The following is a 17,255-nucleotide window of genomic DNA, read 5'->3' as shown; positions in this document are numbered from 1 at the left end:
AGCTAAGCTAAAAATGTATTAGACACCGACTGAAAATGTCGGTGTCTTTACCTGTTTATAAACATCTCATTTTGTTTGGTTAATGAGAATGCTTGAAACCGAAACCAAACAAATAGTTTATTCTTAAACTAAAATCTTTTAGTCCATTGGCAAAGACAGTCGAACAAAGAGTAAATTTTGCAACTAGTAAGCACATTATAGACTATCCGGATTTTCTGGATGTGCAATTGCAATCATTCAGAGAATTTTTCCAGATAGATACCACATCAGACGATCGCTCTAGCGAAGGTTTGTTTAAAGTGTTTGCTGAAAACTTTCCAATAACAGATTCAAGAAATATCTTCGTATTAGAATTTCTTGATTATTTTGTTGATCCGCCACGTTACGATATACACGAGTGTATTGAGCGTGGATTAACCTACAATGTTCCATTAAAGGCAAAGCTTAAGCTTTCTTGTAATGATGTAGAACATGAAGATTTTGAAACCATTATCCAGGATGTGTATTTAGGTACTATCCCGTATATGACACCAAAAGGTACGTTTGTTATCAACGGTGCAGAACGTGTTATCGTTTCGCAATTACACCGTTCTCCAGGAGTGTTCTTCGGCCAAAGCCGTCACACTAACGGAACCAAATTGTACTCTGCACGTGTAATTCCTTTCAAAGGTTCATGGATCGAGTTCGCTACAGACGTTAATAACGTTATGTATGCTTACATCGATCGTAAGAAAAAATTCCCGGTTACCACTTTATTACGTGCTATCGGTTACGATTCTGATAAAGATATCTTGGAACTTTTCGATCTTGCTGACGAAGTAAAAGTTAGTAAATCTGGTTTAAAGAAATACATCGGTCGTAAACTGGCTGCAAGAGTATTGAAAAAATGGGTTGAAGATTTTGTTGATGAAGATACTGGTGAGGTAGTTTCTATCGACCGTAATGAAGTGATTCTTGAAAGAGAAACCGTTTTAGAAGACGAACACATTGATATGGTTATCGAAGCCGGCGTAAAAAGCATCATCTTGTCAAAAGAAGATGGCGCAAGTCAGGCTGATTATACCATTATATATAATACATTACAGAAAGATACATCAAACTCAGAAAAAGAAGCTGTAGAAAACATCTATCGTGCTTTGCGTAACGCAGAACCACCTGATGAGGAAACAGCACGTGGTATCATTGATCGTTTATTCTTTTCAGATAAACGTTACGATTTAGGAGATGTTGGTCGTTACCGCATCAACCGTAAATTAAAAATGAATACTCCTGATGAGGTTAAAGTATTAACAAAAGCAGATATTATTGCAATTGTGAAATACCTGATCAAATTGATCAACTCAAAAGAAGAGGTAGATGATATCGATCACTTGTCTAACCGTCGTGTACGTACGGTAGGTGAGCAATTGTACGCACAATTTGGTGTTGGTTTAGCCCGTATGGCCAGAACAATCCGTGAGCGTATGAACATTCGCGATAACGAGGTGTTTACACCAACTGATTTGATTAACGCCCGTACGTTATCATCGGTTATCAACTCTTTCTTTGGTACTAACCAGTTATCTCAGTTTATGGATCAAACGAATCCATTGGCAGAGATCACACACAAACGCCGTTTATCGGCTTTAGGTCCAGGTGGTTTATCACGTGAGCGTGCCGGTTTCGAGGTACGTGACGTTCACTATACTCACTATGGTCGTTTATGTACTATTGAAACTCCAGAGGGACCAAACATTGGTTTAATTTCATCACTTTGTGTGCATGCAAAAATCAATAATTTAGGTTTCATTGAAACACCATACAAACGTGTTGAAGATGGTAAAGTAGTTGTAGACTCAGACGTTATTTATTTATCTGCAGAGGATGAAGATGGTAAAACCATCGCTCAGGCAAATGCAGAGTATGATGATAAAGGTAACTTTACAACACCACGTGTTAAAGCGCGTTACGAGGGTGACTTCCCGATTATTGAGCCTGAGAAATTAGACTTAATGGACGTTGCACCTAACCAGATTACTTCAATTGCTGCTTCGTTAATTCCGTTCTTGGAACATGATGATGCGAACAGGGCTTTGATGGGATCGAACATGCAACGCCAGGCCGTACCATTGTTACGTCCTGAAGCACCGATTGTAGGTACAGGTTTAGAAGGTCGCGTAGCACGTGACTCGAGAACTTTGATCAATGCAGAAGGTGACGGTGTTGTTGAGTATGTTGATGCTAACGAAATCACGATTAAATATGAGCGTAACGAAGATGATCGTTTAGTTTCATTTGAAGGTGATAGCAAAACTTACCGTTTAATTAAATTCAAAAAAACCAACCAGAATACTTGTATCAACTTAAAACCAATCGTTAAGAAAGGTCAGAAAGTTACTAAAGGACAAGTGCTTTGCGAAGGTTATGCAACTGAAAATGGTGAATTAGCATTAGGTAGAAACTTAAAAGTGGCATTCATGCCTTGGCAAGGTTTCAACTTTGAGGATGCGATTGTAATTAATGAGCGTATTGTTCGTGATGACATTTTCACTTCATTGCATATTGAAGAGTTTGAATTAGAAGTACGTGATACTAAACGTGGAGAAGAGGAATTAACACCAGATATCCCGAACGTTTCTGAAGAGGCTACTAAAGACCTTGATGAAAACGGTATTATCCGTATTGGTGCTGATGTAAAAGAAGGTGATATTTTAATTGGTAAGATTACTCCAAAAGGAGAATCAGATCCTTCGCCTGAAGAAAAATTACTACGTGCAATTTTTGGTGATAAAGCAGGTGATGTTAAAGATGCGTCTTTAAAAACTCCTCCTTCAATCCAGGGTGTAGTAATTGATACTAAATTATTCAGCCGTGCTAAGAAAACTACAAAAGCTGAAGAGAAATCGGCAATTGAGAAATTAGACAAAGGATATAACAATATCACTGAGAAATTAAAAGCAGAATTAGTTGACAAATTATTCACCATTGTAAACGGCAAAACATCTCAGGGTGTATTTAACATTTACAAAGAATTATTGGTTGCTAAAGGCGCTAAATTTACTCAGAAAATTTTAGCTGAGCTTGATTATAATCACATTAGTCCTAACAAATGGACTACTGATGATGATAAAAACGAGATGATTAAAATGTTGCTTCACAACTACGGTATCCGTGTTAACGAAGAACTTGGTGCTTACAAACGCGATAAATTCGCAATCAGTGTAGGTGATGAGCTTCCTTCAGGAATCGTACAGATGGCAAAAGTTTATGTAGCTAAAAAACGTAAATTAAAAGTAGGTGATAAAATGGCGGGTCGTCACGGTAACAAAGGTATTGTTGCGCGTATTGTACGTGATGAGGATATGCCTTTCTTAGCTGATGGTACTCCGGTTGATATCGTGTTGAACCCATTGGGTGTACCTTCCCGTATGAACCTTGGTCAGATCTACGAAACTATTTTAGCTTGGGCAGGCCAGGAATTAGGTGTTAAATTTGCAACACCGATTTTTGATGGTGCTACCCACCAAGAAGTAGAAGAATGGATTGCTAAAGCGGGAGTTCCTGCTTCGGGAAAAACCTACTTATATAATGGTTTAACAGGTGAGCGTTTCGATCAGACTACAACTGTAGGTATTATCTACATGTTGAAATTAGGTCACATGGTTGATGATAAGATGCACGCCCGTTCAATCGGACCATACTCATTAATTACACAACAACCATTGGGTGGTAAAGCCCAGTTCGGTGGTCAGCGTTTTGGTGAGATGGAGGTTTGGGCATTAGAGGCATTCGGTGCAGCTAATATTCTTCAAGAGATCTTAACCGTTAAATCGGATGATGTAATCGGAAGAGCCAAAACTTACGAAGCCATTGTTAAAGGTGAAAACCTACCAACACCAGGTGTGCCAGAATCGTTCAACGTATTGGTACATGAGTTACGCGGTTTAGGTTTAGATATTACGTTAGACTAAGTATTGAGTATTAAGTATCAAGTATCAAGATTGGATTATCCGTCTTGATACTCGATACTAAGTACTTGCTACTAAAAACAAAAAGATATGTCTTACAAAAAGGATAATAAATTAAAAAGCAATTTCACATCAATCACGATTAGCTTATCGTCTCCGGAAATTATTTTGGAACGCTCAAGCGGTGAGGTGCTGAAACCAGAAACCATTAACTACCGTACTTACAAACCTGAGCGTGATGGTTTGTTCTGTGAGCGTATTTTTGGTCCGGTAAAAGATTACGAATGTCATTGCGGTAAATACAAACGTATCCGTTATAAAGGTATTGTTTGCGATCGTTGTGGTGTTGAAGTAACGGAGAAAAAAGTACGTCGTGAGCGTATGGGCCACATTGCTTTGGTGGTTCCTGTTGCACACATCTGGTACTTCCGCTCCTTACCAAACAAAATCGGTTATTTATTAGGTTTACCTACTAAAAAATTAGATTTAATTATCTATTACGAGCGTTACGTAGTTATTCAATCTGGCTTAATGGCCGAAGAAGGTATCAACTATATGGACTTCTTAACGGAAGAAGAATATTTAGATATCTTAGATAAATTACCTAAAGAGAACCAATATTTAGACGATAAAGATCCTAATAAATTCATCGCCAAAATGGGTGCTGAAGCATTAGAAGATTTATTAAAACGTATTGATTTAGATACTTTATCTTATGATTTACGTCACCAGGCTGCTAATGAAACTTCTCAACAACGTAAAAATGAGGCTTTAAAACGTCTTCAGGTTGTTGAAGCTTTCCGTGGTGCTAATACACGTATCGAGAATCGCCCTGAGTGGATGATTGTTAAAATCGTTCCGGTTATTCCACCAGAATTACGTCCGTTAGTGCCATTAGAAGGTGGTCGTTTCGCTACTTCCGATTTAAATGATTTATACCGTCGTGTAATTATCCGTAACAACCGTTTAAAACGTTTGATCGAGATTAAAGCACCAGAGGTAATTTTACGTAACGAAAAACGTATGCTGCAGGAAGCTGTAGATTCGTTATTCGATAACTCACGTAAAGTTAATGCAGTTAAAACTGAAGGTAACCGTGCTTTGAAATCACTTTCAGATATCCTGAAAGGTAAACAAGGTCGTTTCCGTCAGAACTTATTAGGTAAACGTGTGGATTATTCAGCTCGTTCGGTAATTGTTGTAGGGCCTAGCCTTAAATTACACGAGTGCGGTATTCCTAAAGATATGGCTGCTGAACTTTACAAACCGTTCATTATTCGTAAGATGATTGAGCGTGGTGTAGTAAAAACAGTTAAATCTGCTAAGAAAATCGTTGATCGGAAAGATCCGTTAGTTTGGGATATCTTAGAAAATGTATTAAAAGGTCACCCGGTATTATTAAACCGTGCGCCTACCTTACACAGACTAGGTATTCAGGCTTTCCAGCCAAAATTAATCGAAGGAAAAGCAATCCAGTTACACCCATTAGTTTGTACCGCATTCAACGCCGATTTTGATGGTGACCAGATGGCTGTGCATTTACCGTTAGGTAATGCAGCAATTTTGGAAGCCCAGGTTTTGATGCTTGCGGCACATAACATCTTAAACCCTGCAAACGGTACACCAATTACAGTACCATCTCAGGATATGGTTTTGGGTCTTTATTATATTACTAAAGGCCGTAGAACAGATGAAACCAGAGTTGTAAAAGGACAGGATTCTGCTTTCTATTCTCCGGAAGAAGTTATTATTGCTTATAACGAGAAAGAATTAGACTTGCATGCATTTATCAAAGTAAGGGTAAATGTTAAGCAAAATGATGGATCGATCGTTAATAAATTAACTGAAACGACTGTTGGTAGAGTATTATTCAACCAAATGGTTCCTGAGGAAGTTGGTTATATCAATGAATTATTAACCAAGAAATCTTTAAGAGATATTATTGGTGAAGTAGTGAAAATGACTGGTATGGCCCGTGCTTCTCAATTCTTGGATGATATCAAAGAATTAGGATTCCGTATGGCATTCCAGGGAGGTTTATCGTTCAATTTACAAGACGTAAACATTCCGGCAGAAAAACATACTTTATTAGAACAGGCAGCTGCAGAAGTTGAAGAGGTAAGAAACAACTATAACATGGGTTTCATTACCAACAACGAGCGTTACAACCAGATCATCGATATCTGGACCCGTATCAACAACAGGTTAACTACTTTCGTTATGACTCAGTTATCGTCAGATAACCAAGGTTTTAACTCAGTTTACATGATGCTTGATTCAGGTGCCCGTGGATCTAAAGAGCAGATTCGTCAGCTTTGCGGAATGCGTGGTTTGATGGCGAAACCTCAAAAATCAGGTTCAGGTGGCGATATCATCGAAAACCCGATCTTATCAAACTTTAAAGAAGGTTTATCGGTATTAGAGTATTTTATCTCTACTCACGGTGCACGTAAAGGTTTGGCGGATACGGCGTTAAAAACGGCGGATGCAGGTTACTTAACCCGTCGTTTACATGATGTGGCGCAGGATATGATTGTTAACGATAACGATTGTGGTACTTTAAGAGGTATGTATACTACCGCTTTAAAAGATCAGGAAGATATCGTTGAGCCATTATACGACAGGATTTTAGGCCGTACTTCATTACATGATGTGTATAATCCTTTGGATAACACTTTATTGGTAGGTGCTGGCGAAGATATTAACGAAGATGTAGCCAAATTGATCGAAGAATCTCCACTAGAAGGTATCGAGATCCGTTCAGTATTAACTTGCGAAGCTAAACGTGGTGTTTGTGCATTATGTTATGGCCGTAACTTAGCATCTGGTAAACGCGTTCAAAGAGGTGAGGCAGTTGGTGTAATTGCAGCACAGTCAATCGGTGAGCCGGGTACACAGTTAACACTTCGTACTTTCCACGTGGGTGGTACTGCATCAAACATTGCTGCAGAATCTAACATCGTAGCTAAGTTTGATGGTGTAATCGAATTCGAAAATATCCGTACTGTTGATACACAAACAGAAGAAGGAACAGTTCAGGTGGTATTGGGTCGTTCAGGTGAGTTCAAAATTGTTGAACCAGGAACCGGACGTATCATTGTAACCAACAACATTCCTTATGGTGCGTTCTTGTTCGTAAAAGAAGGTGATAAACTTTCAAAAGGTGATAAAATCTGTTCGTGGGATCCGTACAACGCGGTTATTCTATCAGAATTTGCCGGTAAAGCACATTTTGATGCTATTATCGAAGGTGTAACCTTCCGTGAAGAATCAGATGAGCAAACTGGTCACCGTGAGAAAGTAATTATCGATACACGTGATAAAACTAAAAATCCTTCAGTTCAGATCGTTGATAAGAAGGGTGAATTCATCAAAGGTTATAACATTCCGGTAGGTGCCCACGTTTCAGTTGATGAAGGTGAAGCTATCCAAACTGGTCAGATTATCGCTAAGATTCCTCGTGCAACTGGTAAAACCCGAGATATTACAGGTGGTTTACCTCGTGTAACGGAATTATTTGAAGCACGTAACCCATCTAACCCAGCTGTAGTAACTGAGATTGATGGTGTGGTAACTTTAGGTGGCGTTAAACGTGGTAACCGTGAAATTACAATCGAATCAAAAGATGGTGAAGTTAAAAAGTACCTGGTTCCATTGTCGAAACACATCCTTGTTCAGGATAACGACTTTGTAAAAGCAGGTATGCCTTTATCAGATGGTTCAATTTCTCCTGCCGATATCTTATCAATTAAAGGCCCTGCAGCGGTTCAGGAATACTTAGTAAATGGTATTCAAGAAGTTTACCGTTTACAGGGTGTGAAAATTAACGATAAGCACTTCGAGGTAATTGTTCACCAGATGATGCAGAAAGTTCACATTGAAGATCCGGGTGATACTATTTTCTTAGAAAACAATGCTGTTGACCGTTGGGATTTTGCTGACGAGAATGATGCGATGTACGACAAGAAAGTGGTTGAAGATGCAGGTGATTCTACAGATTTAAAACCAGGTCAGATTGTTTCATTACGTAGATTAAGGGACGAAAATTCTCAATTGAAACGTAAAGATTTAAAACAGATCACGGTTAGAGATGCAAGACCAGCAACTGCAAGTTCTATCTTACAAGGTATTACACGTGCATCATTAGGTACTAAATCGTTCATTTCTGCGGCTTCGTTCCAGGAAACTACGAAAGTATTAAATGAGGCAGCAATTGCAGGTAAACGCGATAATATGTTAGGCTTGAAAGAAAACGTGATCGTTGGTCACTTAATCCCTTCAGGTACTGGTGTACGTGGTTACGAAAGAATCATTGTGGGTTCTCAAGAAGAATACGATAAATTATTAGCTTCGAAACAAGAAGAAGTAGAAGCTTAGATTTTAATCTAACAGTAATTATAAGCCCCGGCAATTTGTCGGGGCTTTTTTCGTATGGCAAAGATTTCGTATTTTATGTAAATTTATAACCTAACTTTGGCCTATTTAGAAAATCGGTCATCCATTTCGACTGAAGCGAAGTCCCGAACTTTCGCATGCGCGTCAAGTTAATCTGAAAATAGTTGGTTCAAATTAATCCTATGGTTTCTTTTTTCATATTTACAGTACTTATCTATCACATCCCTGCACTGTTTACTGCCTATAGCGATTAACTCTTTCATGTTCAATACAAATAACTGTACACATTTGATCAAGCTAATTGTGCCTTTGGCATATCGGATAACTGGCAGGAATATCTTTTGCATAAACAGGCACATAAACATCAACAAGAGGTATACGTTTGTGCTGATCCGTTTTTCATTGGTACAACCATTATGCAGCAACTGCTGTAGGTGGAAGCCACTTTTCCAGGATTTGAATACAATCTCTATCTGCCAACGTACCCGGTATGCCTGATCGGCCTGGGCAGCTGTCCAGGTTTCTTCACCTACATTGGTTATCAGTACCGTATACTCCAGCCATCTGTAATAGTCCTGGCTGTGGTTCAGTCGCCTGTCCCTATCCTGTTTGGCCTTTCTGATTCTTTGTGCTGCAAGCTGCTTTGGCAGGGGAATCATGATCATTCTCACTTTTACATTCTTTTGTTTGCCTATCATTAGCCACATATCCCTTTTCGATCTGCTTTTCAGCAAGTCTTTCAGGTGTAGTTGTTTTCCATTGCAATCGTACATATTCAGACCAAAACGTAACCTGCTCAGAAAGAAGGCACCTTTGCCGGTAAGCTTTTCGAAGACCTCCAGTACAAAATACCCCAAATCTCTGATAAGCAGTTCGCCGGCTGATATCTTTTCAAGGATTTGCTGACTGGCCGATTGGTCATTATCGGTAAAGGAACCCAACGAGAAATGCAGGAACTGCATATTGCATATATCGATGAAGGCCTGTATACGGGCTACTGCCTTTTGTTTGCCCTTACTGAAATTACCTCTGAACACTTCTGAGAGTTTCTGGGGGAGATGTAAGGTGGTGCTGTCTTGTAGGATGACCCTTTTAAAATGGCTGAAAAGATTGCTCGGACGTCTATATCTGTAGAAGATACCTTGCAGCAACACATGCTCCAGAAGTGCTTTGGCAAAAGCTACCGATGATGGCCCCAAACGATCAAATACTGCTTGTTTGCTTACAGGAGTTCCGCTAAGCTGGCTAATATGAAAAGCCCATTGACTGAATGTGTTTTGCATTTGAGAACAGCTTAACACAAAGCCCATAACAAAATCTATCGGAGAAATCTTCTTTGCACTGCGCCGGAGAAAACCACTACTTCGGGCTATAGTAGCAACGGTTGATCCACCAAAAAAAATATTAAATCTTTTCTTTATTTTTGAATTGAAAAAGCGGCTTGTAGACATTGTTAAATGTGTTAGAACTACAAGTTGCTTTTTCTCTTTCAAATAATAATCACATACTTTTCAACCTCTGTCAATATCATTAACTTGACGCGCATGCGAACTTTCGGGAGAGAAATCTTTTAACATGTTCAAAGATTTCTCCGCTACGGTCGAAATGACGATACCCGACGCTATCACTTCCTTTAAAATTCCTGTTATTTATATTGATTTTTATGTAATAAACTCCACGAACCCATATTTCAAAAAAGCAGTTTCAGCAAAATATATCCAAGTAAAAGCAACAGCGATTGCCGGCAAAAAAAACATTGGCTATAGCAGAATTAGATTTCTTTTTAAAAAATAACTTTTTAAAGCACTACCAAATTAATTTTATTTCAAACATTATGTTTTAAATTCCGCTATTAAGCAGCGGAATTTTTTATTTTTGAGCTATTATGGAAGAACAACAAAACGAGAATCAATTAAACATAGAGTTATCAGAAGAAATCGCTGAAGGAATTTTTTCTAACTTAGCCATCATAACCCATTCTAATACCGAATTTGTATTGGATTTTATCCGAGTAATGCCAGGCATTCCGAAGGCAAAAGTTAAATCAAGAATTATCTTAACTCCGGAACACGCAAAGCGTTTATTATCAGCATTGGAAGATAATATTCAGAAATTCGAAGCCGTAAACGGACGTATTAAAACTCAAGAAGAACCACCTTTTCCTATGGGCTTCGGCGGGCCAACCGCTCAAGCGTAAGACTATTCAAAATCTTACAAACAAATATTTGTTTGCTATGTTAGCATAGTATATATTTGTGTATAACCATTTATAGATGAAAAAAATTTTATTGAGCGCATTACTTTCTGCCCCACTTTGGGTTTTGGGGCAGGGTTTCCAGGTTAATTTACAAGGACAGAAACAAATTGGTATGGCTGGTGCAGGTTCTGCATTGGCTTTAGATGAGGCTTCTGTGTTTTACAATCCAGGTGCAGTAACTTTCTTAGAGAAAAACTCAGTTTCAGCAGGTGTAAACCCATTATTATTTAAATCAGCTTTTAAACAAACGGGTTCGAATGTTACAGAAGATGTGAAGAACAAAATCGCTCCACCTTTCGAATTTTATGCTGTTTGGGGACCAAAATCGAATAAATGGAAGTTAGGCTTAGGTGTGTATACACCTTTCGGCGGTTTGGTAGATTGGGGCGATAATTGGTCTGGTAAGTATGCTTTAACCTCATTAAACTTAAAAGCAATCTATTTTCAACCCACTTTAAGTATTAAAATTACCGATCGTATCGGTATTGGAGCTGGTTTTGTTTATAACCATGGCGATGTGAACCTTCAAAGAGCCATCCCGGTAAATTTTCCTGATGGACGCTCTGGTCATGCTACTTTAGATGGAACGGGTACAGGCTATGGATGGAATGCAGGTTTATATATCAAAACATTAAGCAACATCTCTTTTGCACTCGTACATAAATCAAAGGTAATTACGAAACTTGACGGCGGTTCAGCAGAATTTGAAGTGCCAAAGTCATTAGCAGGATCTTTTCCAGCTGGAAATACATTTAACGCCGAATTACCTTTACCAGCAACTACAAGTTTGGGTGTAGGTATTCCCTTATCAAAAAGTACAGTTTTAGCTTTTGATGCAAGTTGGGTACAATGGCATATTTATCAGGATTTATCTTTTGATTATGCGACCAATACACCTGCACTCGTTGATACAAAATCTGCGCGCAATTATCGTGATGGATCTTCGTTTAAATTAGGTATTAACCACCAGGCATCAGAGAAATTAGCATTAAGGGCGGGTGTTGGTTATGCCTTTTCTCCGGTTCAGGATGGATACGTAACGCCTGAAGCTCCCGATGCCGACCGCTATATTTTGAGTGCTGGTGTAGGTTATACACCTACCCGCCATTTCGAAGTTAATGCATCGTTCTTTTTTGAGGATGTTAAATCGCGTAAACAAAAGAATATTGAAACGGGCCTGGACGGTACCTTTAAAACTTTGGTTTATGCACCAGGTATTTCATTAACTTATAAATGGTAGGAGAATTTTAAATGAAAAGATATATATTAAATAGTTTCGTTGCTGCTATCATCCTTTTTGCAGCAGCTTGTAAACCCGAAATAGAAACTCCTGCAGGGTCAACCGCCGGACAAGCTAATTTTAGTAAATACATTGCAGTAGGTAACTCTTTAACTTCTGGTTTTGCCGATGGCGGTTTATATTTAGAAGGGCAAAAAGTGGCTTATCCTAATTTAATGGCAGCCAAAATGGCTACTGTTGGTGGTGGAGCTTTTACCTCCCCGTTTTTTAGTGAAGAACATTTAAACGGTTCAGGTTATATTTCTTTAACCGCACTGGTTAATGGTACACCAACTTTGACTCCTGTAACTGATAAACTGGCCATAAGAGATGCTGCTAAGCATTTAGACAAATACAGTGGCGAATTTCAAAACTTGGGTATACCTGGAATGCGTGTTGATTTGGCCTTCGATCCAACGCTTACTTTCAGTGCCGCTAACCCTTACTTCGAACGTTTGTTAACCGATGCTCAGGTAGGTAAAACCAACTATTTTCAGTTTATTCAAGGAAGAAATCATACTTTTTTCTCACTCTGGTTAGGAAATAATGATGTATTGGGTTACGCCTTAAATGGTGCGGTTACCGTACCTACGGATCCTACAACAGCTTTAACGGATAAGGTTACTTTTTCTTCTTTGTATGCTAATTTTTTAAATGCCTTAACTGCAGGTGGCCAAAAAGGTATAGTTGGTACTATTCCTGATGTAACTGCAATCCCTTATTTTAATACGGTTACGATAGCAGCATTGCTAAATGCCGCTAAAGCAATTAATCCAGCGGCAGCAGCTATTTATATCCAAACTGGAACAGGAACGGTAAGGCCTGCAACTGCAGAAGATTTAATCCGTTTGCCTTTCCAATCAGAAGGTTTATTTGGGAAACCAAATGGTTCTGGCATTCCTTATGGTTTACATCCGTTAAATCCAATCGAAAATAAATGGGTGTTGGATAAGGATGAAGTAATTAAATTAAAAGATTATGTAAACAGCTACAACAGTACTATTAAATCTTTAGCCACAAGCAAAGGTTTGGCTATAGCCGATACTTATACTTATTTTAATCAGGTTAAAACAGGAATGAATATTCAGGGTGTTGGAATTAATGCTGCATTTATTACAGGTGGTGCATTTTCATTAGATGGTATCCATTTAACTCCACGCGGAAATGCCGTAATTGCAAACGTATTTATTGATGCCATTAATGCTAAATATGGTTCTACTATTCCAACAGTTGATATTACACAATATAGAGGTGTGAAATTTCCGGATAAATAAAAAATATTTTAGTGGTAAAGAGGCTGTATCATAAGTTGTGATTCCATTCGAACTTGTCACGTTGAGCTTCCCGAAGAATCGGGACAAGTAGTCGAAACGCTTTGCGAGGCATTTAAACAGGTCCTTCGACAGGCTCAGGATGACAATCTATATTTATGATAAAGCCTCTTTATTTATAAGTTATTTTGTCTTCTACAAAGTTTATAATTTCTGCACTTTGATTGGGTTCAAACCAGGCTAATTCCTCATCTCTTCTAAACCAGGTTAACTGACGCTTGGCAAAGCGGCGGGTATTTTGTTTAATTGCAGCAATGGCATCCACCAGAGATAATTTTCCGTCCAGGTAATCGAAAAGCTCACTATAGCCTACCGTGTTTAAAGCATTGTATTTTTTAAATGGTATTAGTGATTTTACTTCGTCTAGTAAACCGTCAGCTATCATTTGATCAACTCTTCTGTTAATTCGCTCGTATAAAAGAGTACGATCGGTATTTAACCCGATTTTGATGATATTAAACGGTCTTTCCTTTTTTGTAGCCGAAAGCATTGACGAAAGTTTTTGACCCGTTGATAAAAACACCTCCAAACCCCTGATCATTCTTTGCGGATTCTGTTGGTCTACCTTAGCAAAATATTCAGGATCTAATGTTGCCAGTTGTTTTTGAATGCTTAGTATTCCTTCTTCTTCAAACTGTTTATTTAACTTTTCGCGTACTGCTAAATCAATATCAGGCATTTCATCCAAGCCATTAATTAAGGCATTTACATATAAGCCAGATCCTCCAACCATAATGGCCAGGTTGTGGTCTTTAAAAATTTGATCGAGCGTTTTCAAGGCTTCTATTTCAAAATCGCCTGTGCTAAACAGTTGTGAAACAGAGTGAGAGTTAATAAAATGATGTTTAGCCGCTGCTAACTCGGTAGCATCTGGTTTTGCCGTTCCGATTTCCATTTCCTTAAAAAACTGGCGTGAATCTGCAGAAATAATTTCTGTACCAAAATATTGAGCCAGTTGAATAGCCAGGGCTGTTTTACCAATTGCAGTAGGGCCAACAATGGATATTAAGGTTTTTGATTTTTTAAAAGTTTGATCTGCAGTAAGCATAACATTTTAAAAAGAAAAAGTCAGATGTATACATCTGACTTTATATGATTTAAATTATAATTGTGCACTAAGATGCTGAACTAAATTCAGCATGACGGGTAGCGAAAAAATTAATAATCATCTTTATGGCTATCATCTTCAAAGTTATCGCTATCAGAGAATTCGTCCCCGAATTCGTCTTCTTCACTTTCTTCCTCTTCGTCTCTCTCTTCAGTATTGATGCCCATTTCGCCCATGGCTTCCAATTCGTCGGTGTCTTCCGGTACAAAGTTCATTTCATTTAAGAAATCAAATTCGCTTGCAGCTGCCACTGCGCCTCTCGGATCAACACTTTGTGGACCGTTTTGCTCCATTATTTTTGGTGCCTCGCCAGTGCTTTTAGCTAAAAATGGGTATTCGATATTAGGATCAGCATCCAAAATTATTTTTACCAGCTCAACATGGAAATCATAAGGGCGGTCGAAATTATAGATATAGTAAAACTTTTGATGTGGATCTTCAATAAAACCACTTAGCTTAGAATTCTCCATTAAAACTACGCGGTCTTTTTTACGTTCACTTGGCAAATAGGCAATTTCATCACCTTTTAACCAATTATCAGTGCTTACGTAAAAAGACGAAGATTTTTCGGCATTATAACCCGTAGATCTGTGAATAGCCTTATGCAGGTCTTCAAATGTTTGGTTTGATTTAATGTCGATCTCTCTCACAACATCATCAAAATCTTCGAAAGTAATTCTAAATTTATAAATAGCCATTATAGTGTTTTGGAACCGTAAAAATAAAGTTAATTTATAAGTAAACAATATCAGGTACCATAAAAGACATCCTGATTGTAGTGTTTTGGCAATTAAATTATTTATTAACAGGATTTAATCCCATTTGTTTTGCCTGTTTTAGCATAAAATTAAATGCTTCCTGATAGTCGTTTGTAATCTCTCCCTCTAATATGGCTTCGCGGATGGCATTTTTGATTAGGCCAACTTCTTTTCCCGCATCAAGACCAAAAGTTTCCATGATATCGTTTCCTGAAATTGGCGGCTGCCAGTTTCTAATTTTGTCGCGTTCTTCAACATCCTTAAGCTTTTGTTTAACCAGCTCAAAGTTGTTCCTGTATTTCGTTTTCTTGTATTCGTTTTTAGTGGTTACATCGGCATTGCAAAGCAACATCAAACTTTCAATTTCTTCTCCGGCATCAAAAAGTAGTCGCCTTACAGCAGAATCTGTAACTGTTTCCTGCGCCAGTACAATCGGACGTAAATGAAGCTGTACCAATTTTTGCACGTACTTCATCTTTTCGTTTAGAGGAAGTTTGAGCTGTGCAAAAATTTTCGGAACCATCCTGGCTCCTTTATCTTCATGCCCGTGAAAGGTCCAGCCGTGGCCTTCTTCAAAACGTTTAGTAGCCGGTTTGGCAATATCGTGTAAAATAGCAGCCCAGCGCAACCATAAATCATCAGTATCCGCGCAGATGTTATCCAATACTTCCAGCGTATGGTAAAAATTATCTTTATGTCCTTTTCCTTTAATAATCTCTACACCATAAAGCTGTGCCATTTGAGGGAAAATGAGTTGCAATAAGCCGGTATCAAAAAGATGTTTAAAGCCTACTGAAGGTTTTTTAGAGAGAATAATTTTATTCATCTCATCGGTAATTCTTTCTTTAGATACAATGCTAATGCGTTGCCTCTGTGTTTTAATGGCGTCTAGTGCAGCCGGGTCAATATCGAAATTTAGCTGAGCCGCAAAGCGGATTGCCCTCATCATGCGCAACGGATCATCAGAAAAAGTAATTTCCGGGTCGAGTGGTGTACGAATGAGCTTATTTTCTAAATCTTTAATCCCGTCAAACGGATCTAACAGTTCGCCAAAATGATCAGCGTTTAAATTAATGGCTAAAGCATTAATGGTAAAATCTCTGCGCAGTTGGTCATCTTCCAAAGTACCATCTTCAACAATGGGTTTACGAGAATCAGATCGGTAAGATTCTTTCCTGGCACCTACAAATTCAACTTCTAAATCCTGATATTTTATATTTGCTGTACCAAAATTTTTAAAAACAGCAACCTTAGTGTTCAGTTTTCTACCTACCGCTTCAGCATATGCTATTCCACTGCCTACAACCACCACATCAATATCTTTTGAAGGGCGATCTAAAAATAAATCACGAACAAAACCTCCGATGACATACGCTTCAGTATTGTGCTTATCGGCAATTAATGATAAGGTTTTAAATATGGGGTTTTGTAGGTGTTGTTGCATAAAAATTGCTTCGTCATGCTGAATTTATTTCAGCATCTATTAATATTAAGACCCCGAAAATAAATCGGGTGACGAATTACTTAATGATACGAAATTAATAAAAACTATTGAGGCTTACTTCCTAATAAACTCAAATTGTCCACCAGGAGAAAGTTTCATAATGGTTGATGGCTTTCGGTTGGTTCGATTTTCCTGTTCGAAATCTACCACGTAATCAACAGCATCAATAATTTCAGGGTCTATATCGTCAAAGAATTTTGGTGAAGGCTGCCCGCTTAAATTTGCAGAGGTAGAAACAATGGGTTTTCTAAAGCGTTGGATTAACGGGGTGCAAAAATCGTGTTTAACGATTCTGATCCCCACACTTCCATCGGCATTGATTACGTTTGGAGCTAAGTTTTTTGCTCCAGAGAAAATGATAGTTAAGGGATTTTCGGCGTATTCAATTAAATCGTAAGCTACATCAGGGATTTCGGTTACATAACTTTGCAGCTTACTGTCTACATCCAATAATACGATTAAACTCTTTTCAGCAGGGCGATTTTTTATCTTCAGTAATTTATCTACTGCCTCAGGATTGCTTGCATCACAGCCTAATCCCCAAATGGTATCCGTTGGATATAGAATAACTCCTCCTGATTTTAATACTTCAAAAGCTTTATTAATCTCGTCTCTTAACATGTTGCAAAGTTAATTTATTTACAACGTTTAGGGGTAGTGATTAGGAAAAACTTCG

General features: G+C 38.3%; 10 protein-coding genes. 5 read left to right on the top strand and 5 right to left on the bottom strand.

Features of this window, described 5'->3' with window-relative positions; translation table 11 throughout:
* Positions 1-146: 146 nt before the first annotated feature.
* Both rpoB and rpoC read left to right on the top strand, forming a co-directional pair.
* Positions 147-3,950, top strand: coding sequence for a DNA-directed RNA polymerase subunit beta (rpoB, locus tag QF042_RS20660; protein WP_307531936.1), 3,804 nt, complete (start codon positions 147-149; stop codon positions 3,948-3,950).
* Between the two features lie 87 nt (positions 3,951-4,037).
* Positions 4,038-8,324, top strand: a complete 4,287-nt coding sequence (gene rpoC, locus QF042_RS20655) for a DNA-directed RNA polymerase subunit beta' (RefSeq protein ID WP_307531934.1) — start codon at positions 4,038-4,040, stop codon at positions 8,322-8,324.
* 167 nt (positions 8,325-8,491) lie between these two features.
* Here the strand turns inward: rpoC and QF042_RS20650 are convergent, their stop codons facing one another.
* Complete coding sequence (locus QF042_RS20650) at positions 8,492-9,793, bottom strand: IS4 family transposase (protein WP_307526034.1); 1,302 nt, start codon at positions 9,791-9,793, stop codon at positions 8,492-8,494.
* Positions 9,794-10,227: 434 nt separating this feature from the next.
* Between QF042_RS20650 and QF042_RS20645 the strand changes: the two genes are divergently transcribed.
* The 3 genes from QF042_RS20645 (at position 10,228) to QF042_RS20635 (ending at position 13,152) form a co-directional block, all read left to right on the top strand.
* The gene (locus QF042_RS20645; RefSeq protein WP_029279713.1) at positions 10,228-10,539 is read left to right on the top strand and encodes a DUF3467 domain-containing protein; all 312 of its coding nucleotides are present in this window, start codon (positions 10,228-10,230) and stop codon (positions 10,537-10,539) included.
* Between the two features lie 76 nt (positions 10,540-10,615).
* Positions 10,616-11,839, top strand: coding sequence for an OmpP1/FadL family transporter (locus QF042_RS20640; RefSeq protein WP_307531931.1), 1,224 nt, complete (start codon positions 10,616-10,618; stop codon positions 11,837-11,839).
* Between the two features lie 11 nt (positions 11,840-11,850).
* Complete coding sequence (locus tag QF042_RS20635) at positions 11,851-13,152, top strand: G-D-S-L family lipolytic protein (protein ID WP_307531928.1); 1,302 nt, start codon at positions 11,851-11,853, stop codon at positions 13,150-13,152.
* Between the two features lie 169 nt (positions 13,153-13,321).
* Here QF042_RS20635 and miaA read toward each other — a convergent pair whose 3' ends face one another.
* The 4 genes from miaA to QF042_RS20615 all read right to left on the bottom strand — a co-directional run bounded on the left by miaA (position 13,322) and on the right by QF042_RS20615 (position 17,200).
* On the bottom strand, positions 13,322-14,257 hold the full coding sequence (miaA, locus tag QF042_RS20630; RefSeq protein ID WP_307531927.1) for a tRNA (adenosine(37)-N6)-dimethylallyltransferase MiaA: 936 nt from the start codon (positions 14,255-14,257) through the stop codon (positions 13,322-13,324).
* A 110-nt stretch (positions 14,258-14,367) separates the two neighbouring features.
* Complete coding sequence (locus QF042_RS20625; protein WP_307531924.1) at positions 14,368-15,015, bottom strand: hypothetical protein; 648 nt, start codon at positions 15,013-15,015, stop codon at positions 14,368-14,370.
* A gap of 97 nt (positions 15,016-15,112) precedes the next feature.
* Positions 15,113-16,519 (bottom strand): CCA tRNA nucleotidyltransferase, encoded by a 1,407-nt coding sequence (locus QF042_RS20620; protein ID WP_307531922.1) that lies wholly within the window; start codon positions 16,517-16,519, stop codon positions 15,113-15,115.
* Positions 16,520-16,633: 114 nt separating this feature from the next.
* Positions 16,634-17,200: an L-threonylcarbamoyladenylate synthase gene (locus QF042_RS20615; protein WP_307531920.1), complete on the bottom strand. Its 567-nt coding sequence runs from the start codon at positions 17,198-17,200 to the stop codon at positions 16,634-16,636.
* Between the last annotated feature and the right edge of the window lie 55 nt (positions 17,201-17,255).

The sequence above is a fragment of the Pedobacter sp. W3I1 genome, from assembly GCF_030816015.1.
GTDB lineage: Bacteria > Bacteroidota > Bacteroidia > Sphingobacteriales > Sphingobacteriaceae > Pedobacter.
Note: the sequence above shows the minus strand (reverse complement) of the source record. Positions and strands in the feature narration are given on the sequence as shown.

Excerpts from the sequence above, each read along its gene's own strand:
- QF042_RS20620 (WP_307531922.1), bottom strand. The coding sequence starts at position 16,519 with ATGCAACAACACCTACAAAACCCCATATTTAAAACCTTATCATTAATT.
- QF042_RS20650 (WP_307526034.1), bottom strand. The coding sequence starts at position 9,793 with ATGTCTACAAGCCGCTTTTTCAATTCAAAAATAAAGAAAAGATTTAAT.
- rpoC (WP_307531934.1), top strand. The coding sequence starts at position 4,038 with ATGTCTTACAAAAAGGATAATAAATTAAAAAGCAATTTCACATCAATC.
- QF042_RS20615 (WP_307531920.1), bottom strand. The coding sequence starts at position 17,200 with ATGTTAAGAGACGAGATTAATAAAGCTTTTGAAGTATTAAAATCAGGA.
- QF042_RS20635 (WP_307531928.1), top strand. The coding sequence starts at position 11,851 with ATGAAAAGATATATATTAAATAGTTTCGTTGCTGCTATCATCCTTTTT.
- miaA (WP_307531927.1), bottom strand. The coding sequence starts at position 14,257 with ATGCTTACTGCAGATCAAACTTTTAAAAAATCAAAAACCTTAATATCC.
- QF042_RS20625 (WP_307531924.1), bottom strand. The coding sequence starts at position 15,015 with ATGGCTATTTATAAATTTAGAATTACTTTCGAAGATTTTGATGATGTT.
- QF042_RS20640 (WP_307531931.1), top strand. The coding sequence starts at position 10,616 with ATGAAAAAAATTTTATTGAGCGCATTACTTTCTGCCCCACTTTGGGTT.
- QF042_RS20645 (WP_029279713.1), top strand. The coding sequence starts at position 10,228 with ATGGAAGAACAACAAAACGAGAATCAATTAAACATAGAGTTATCAGAA.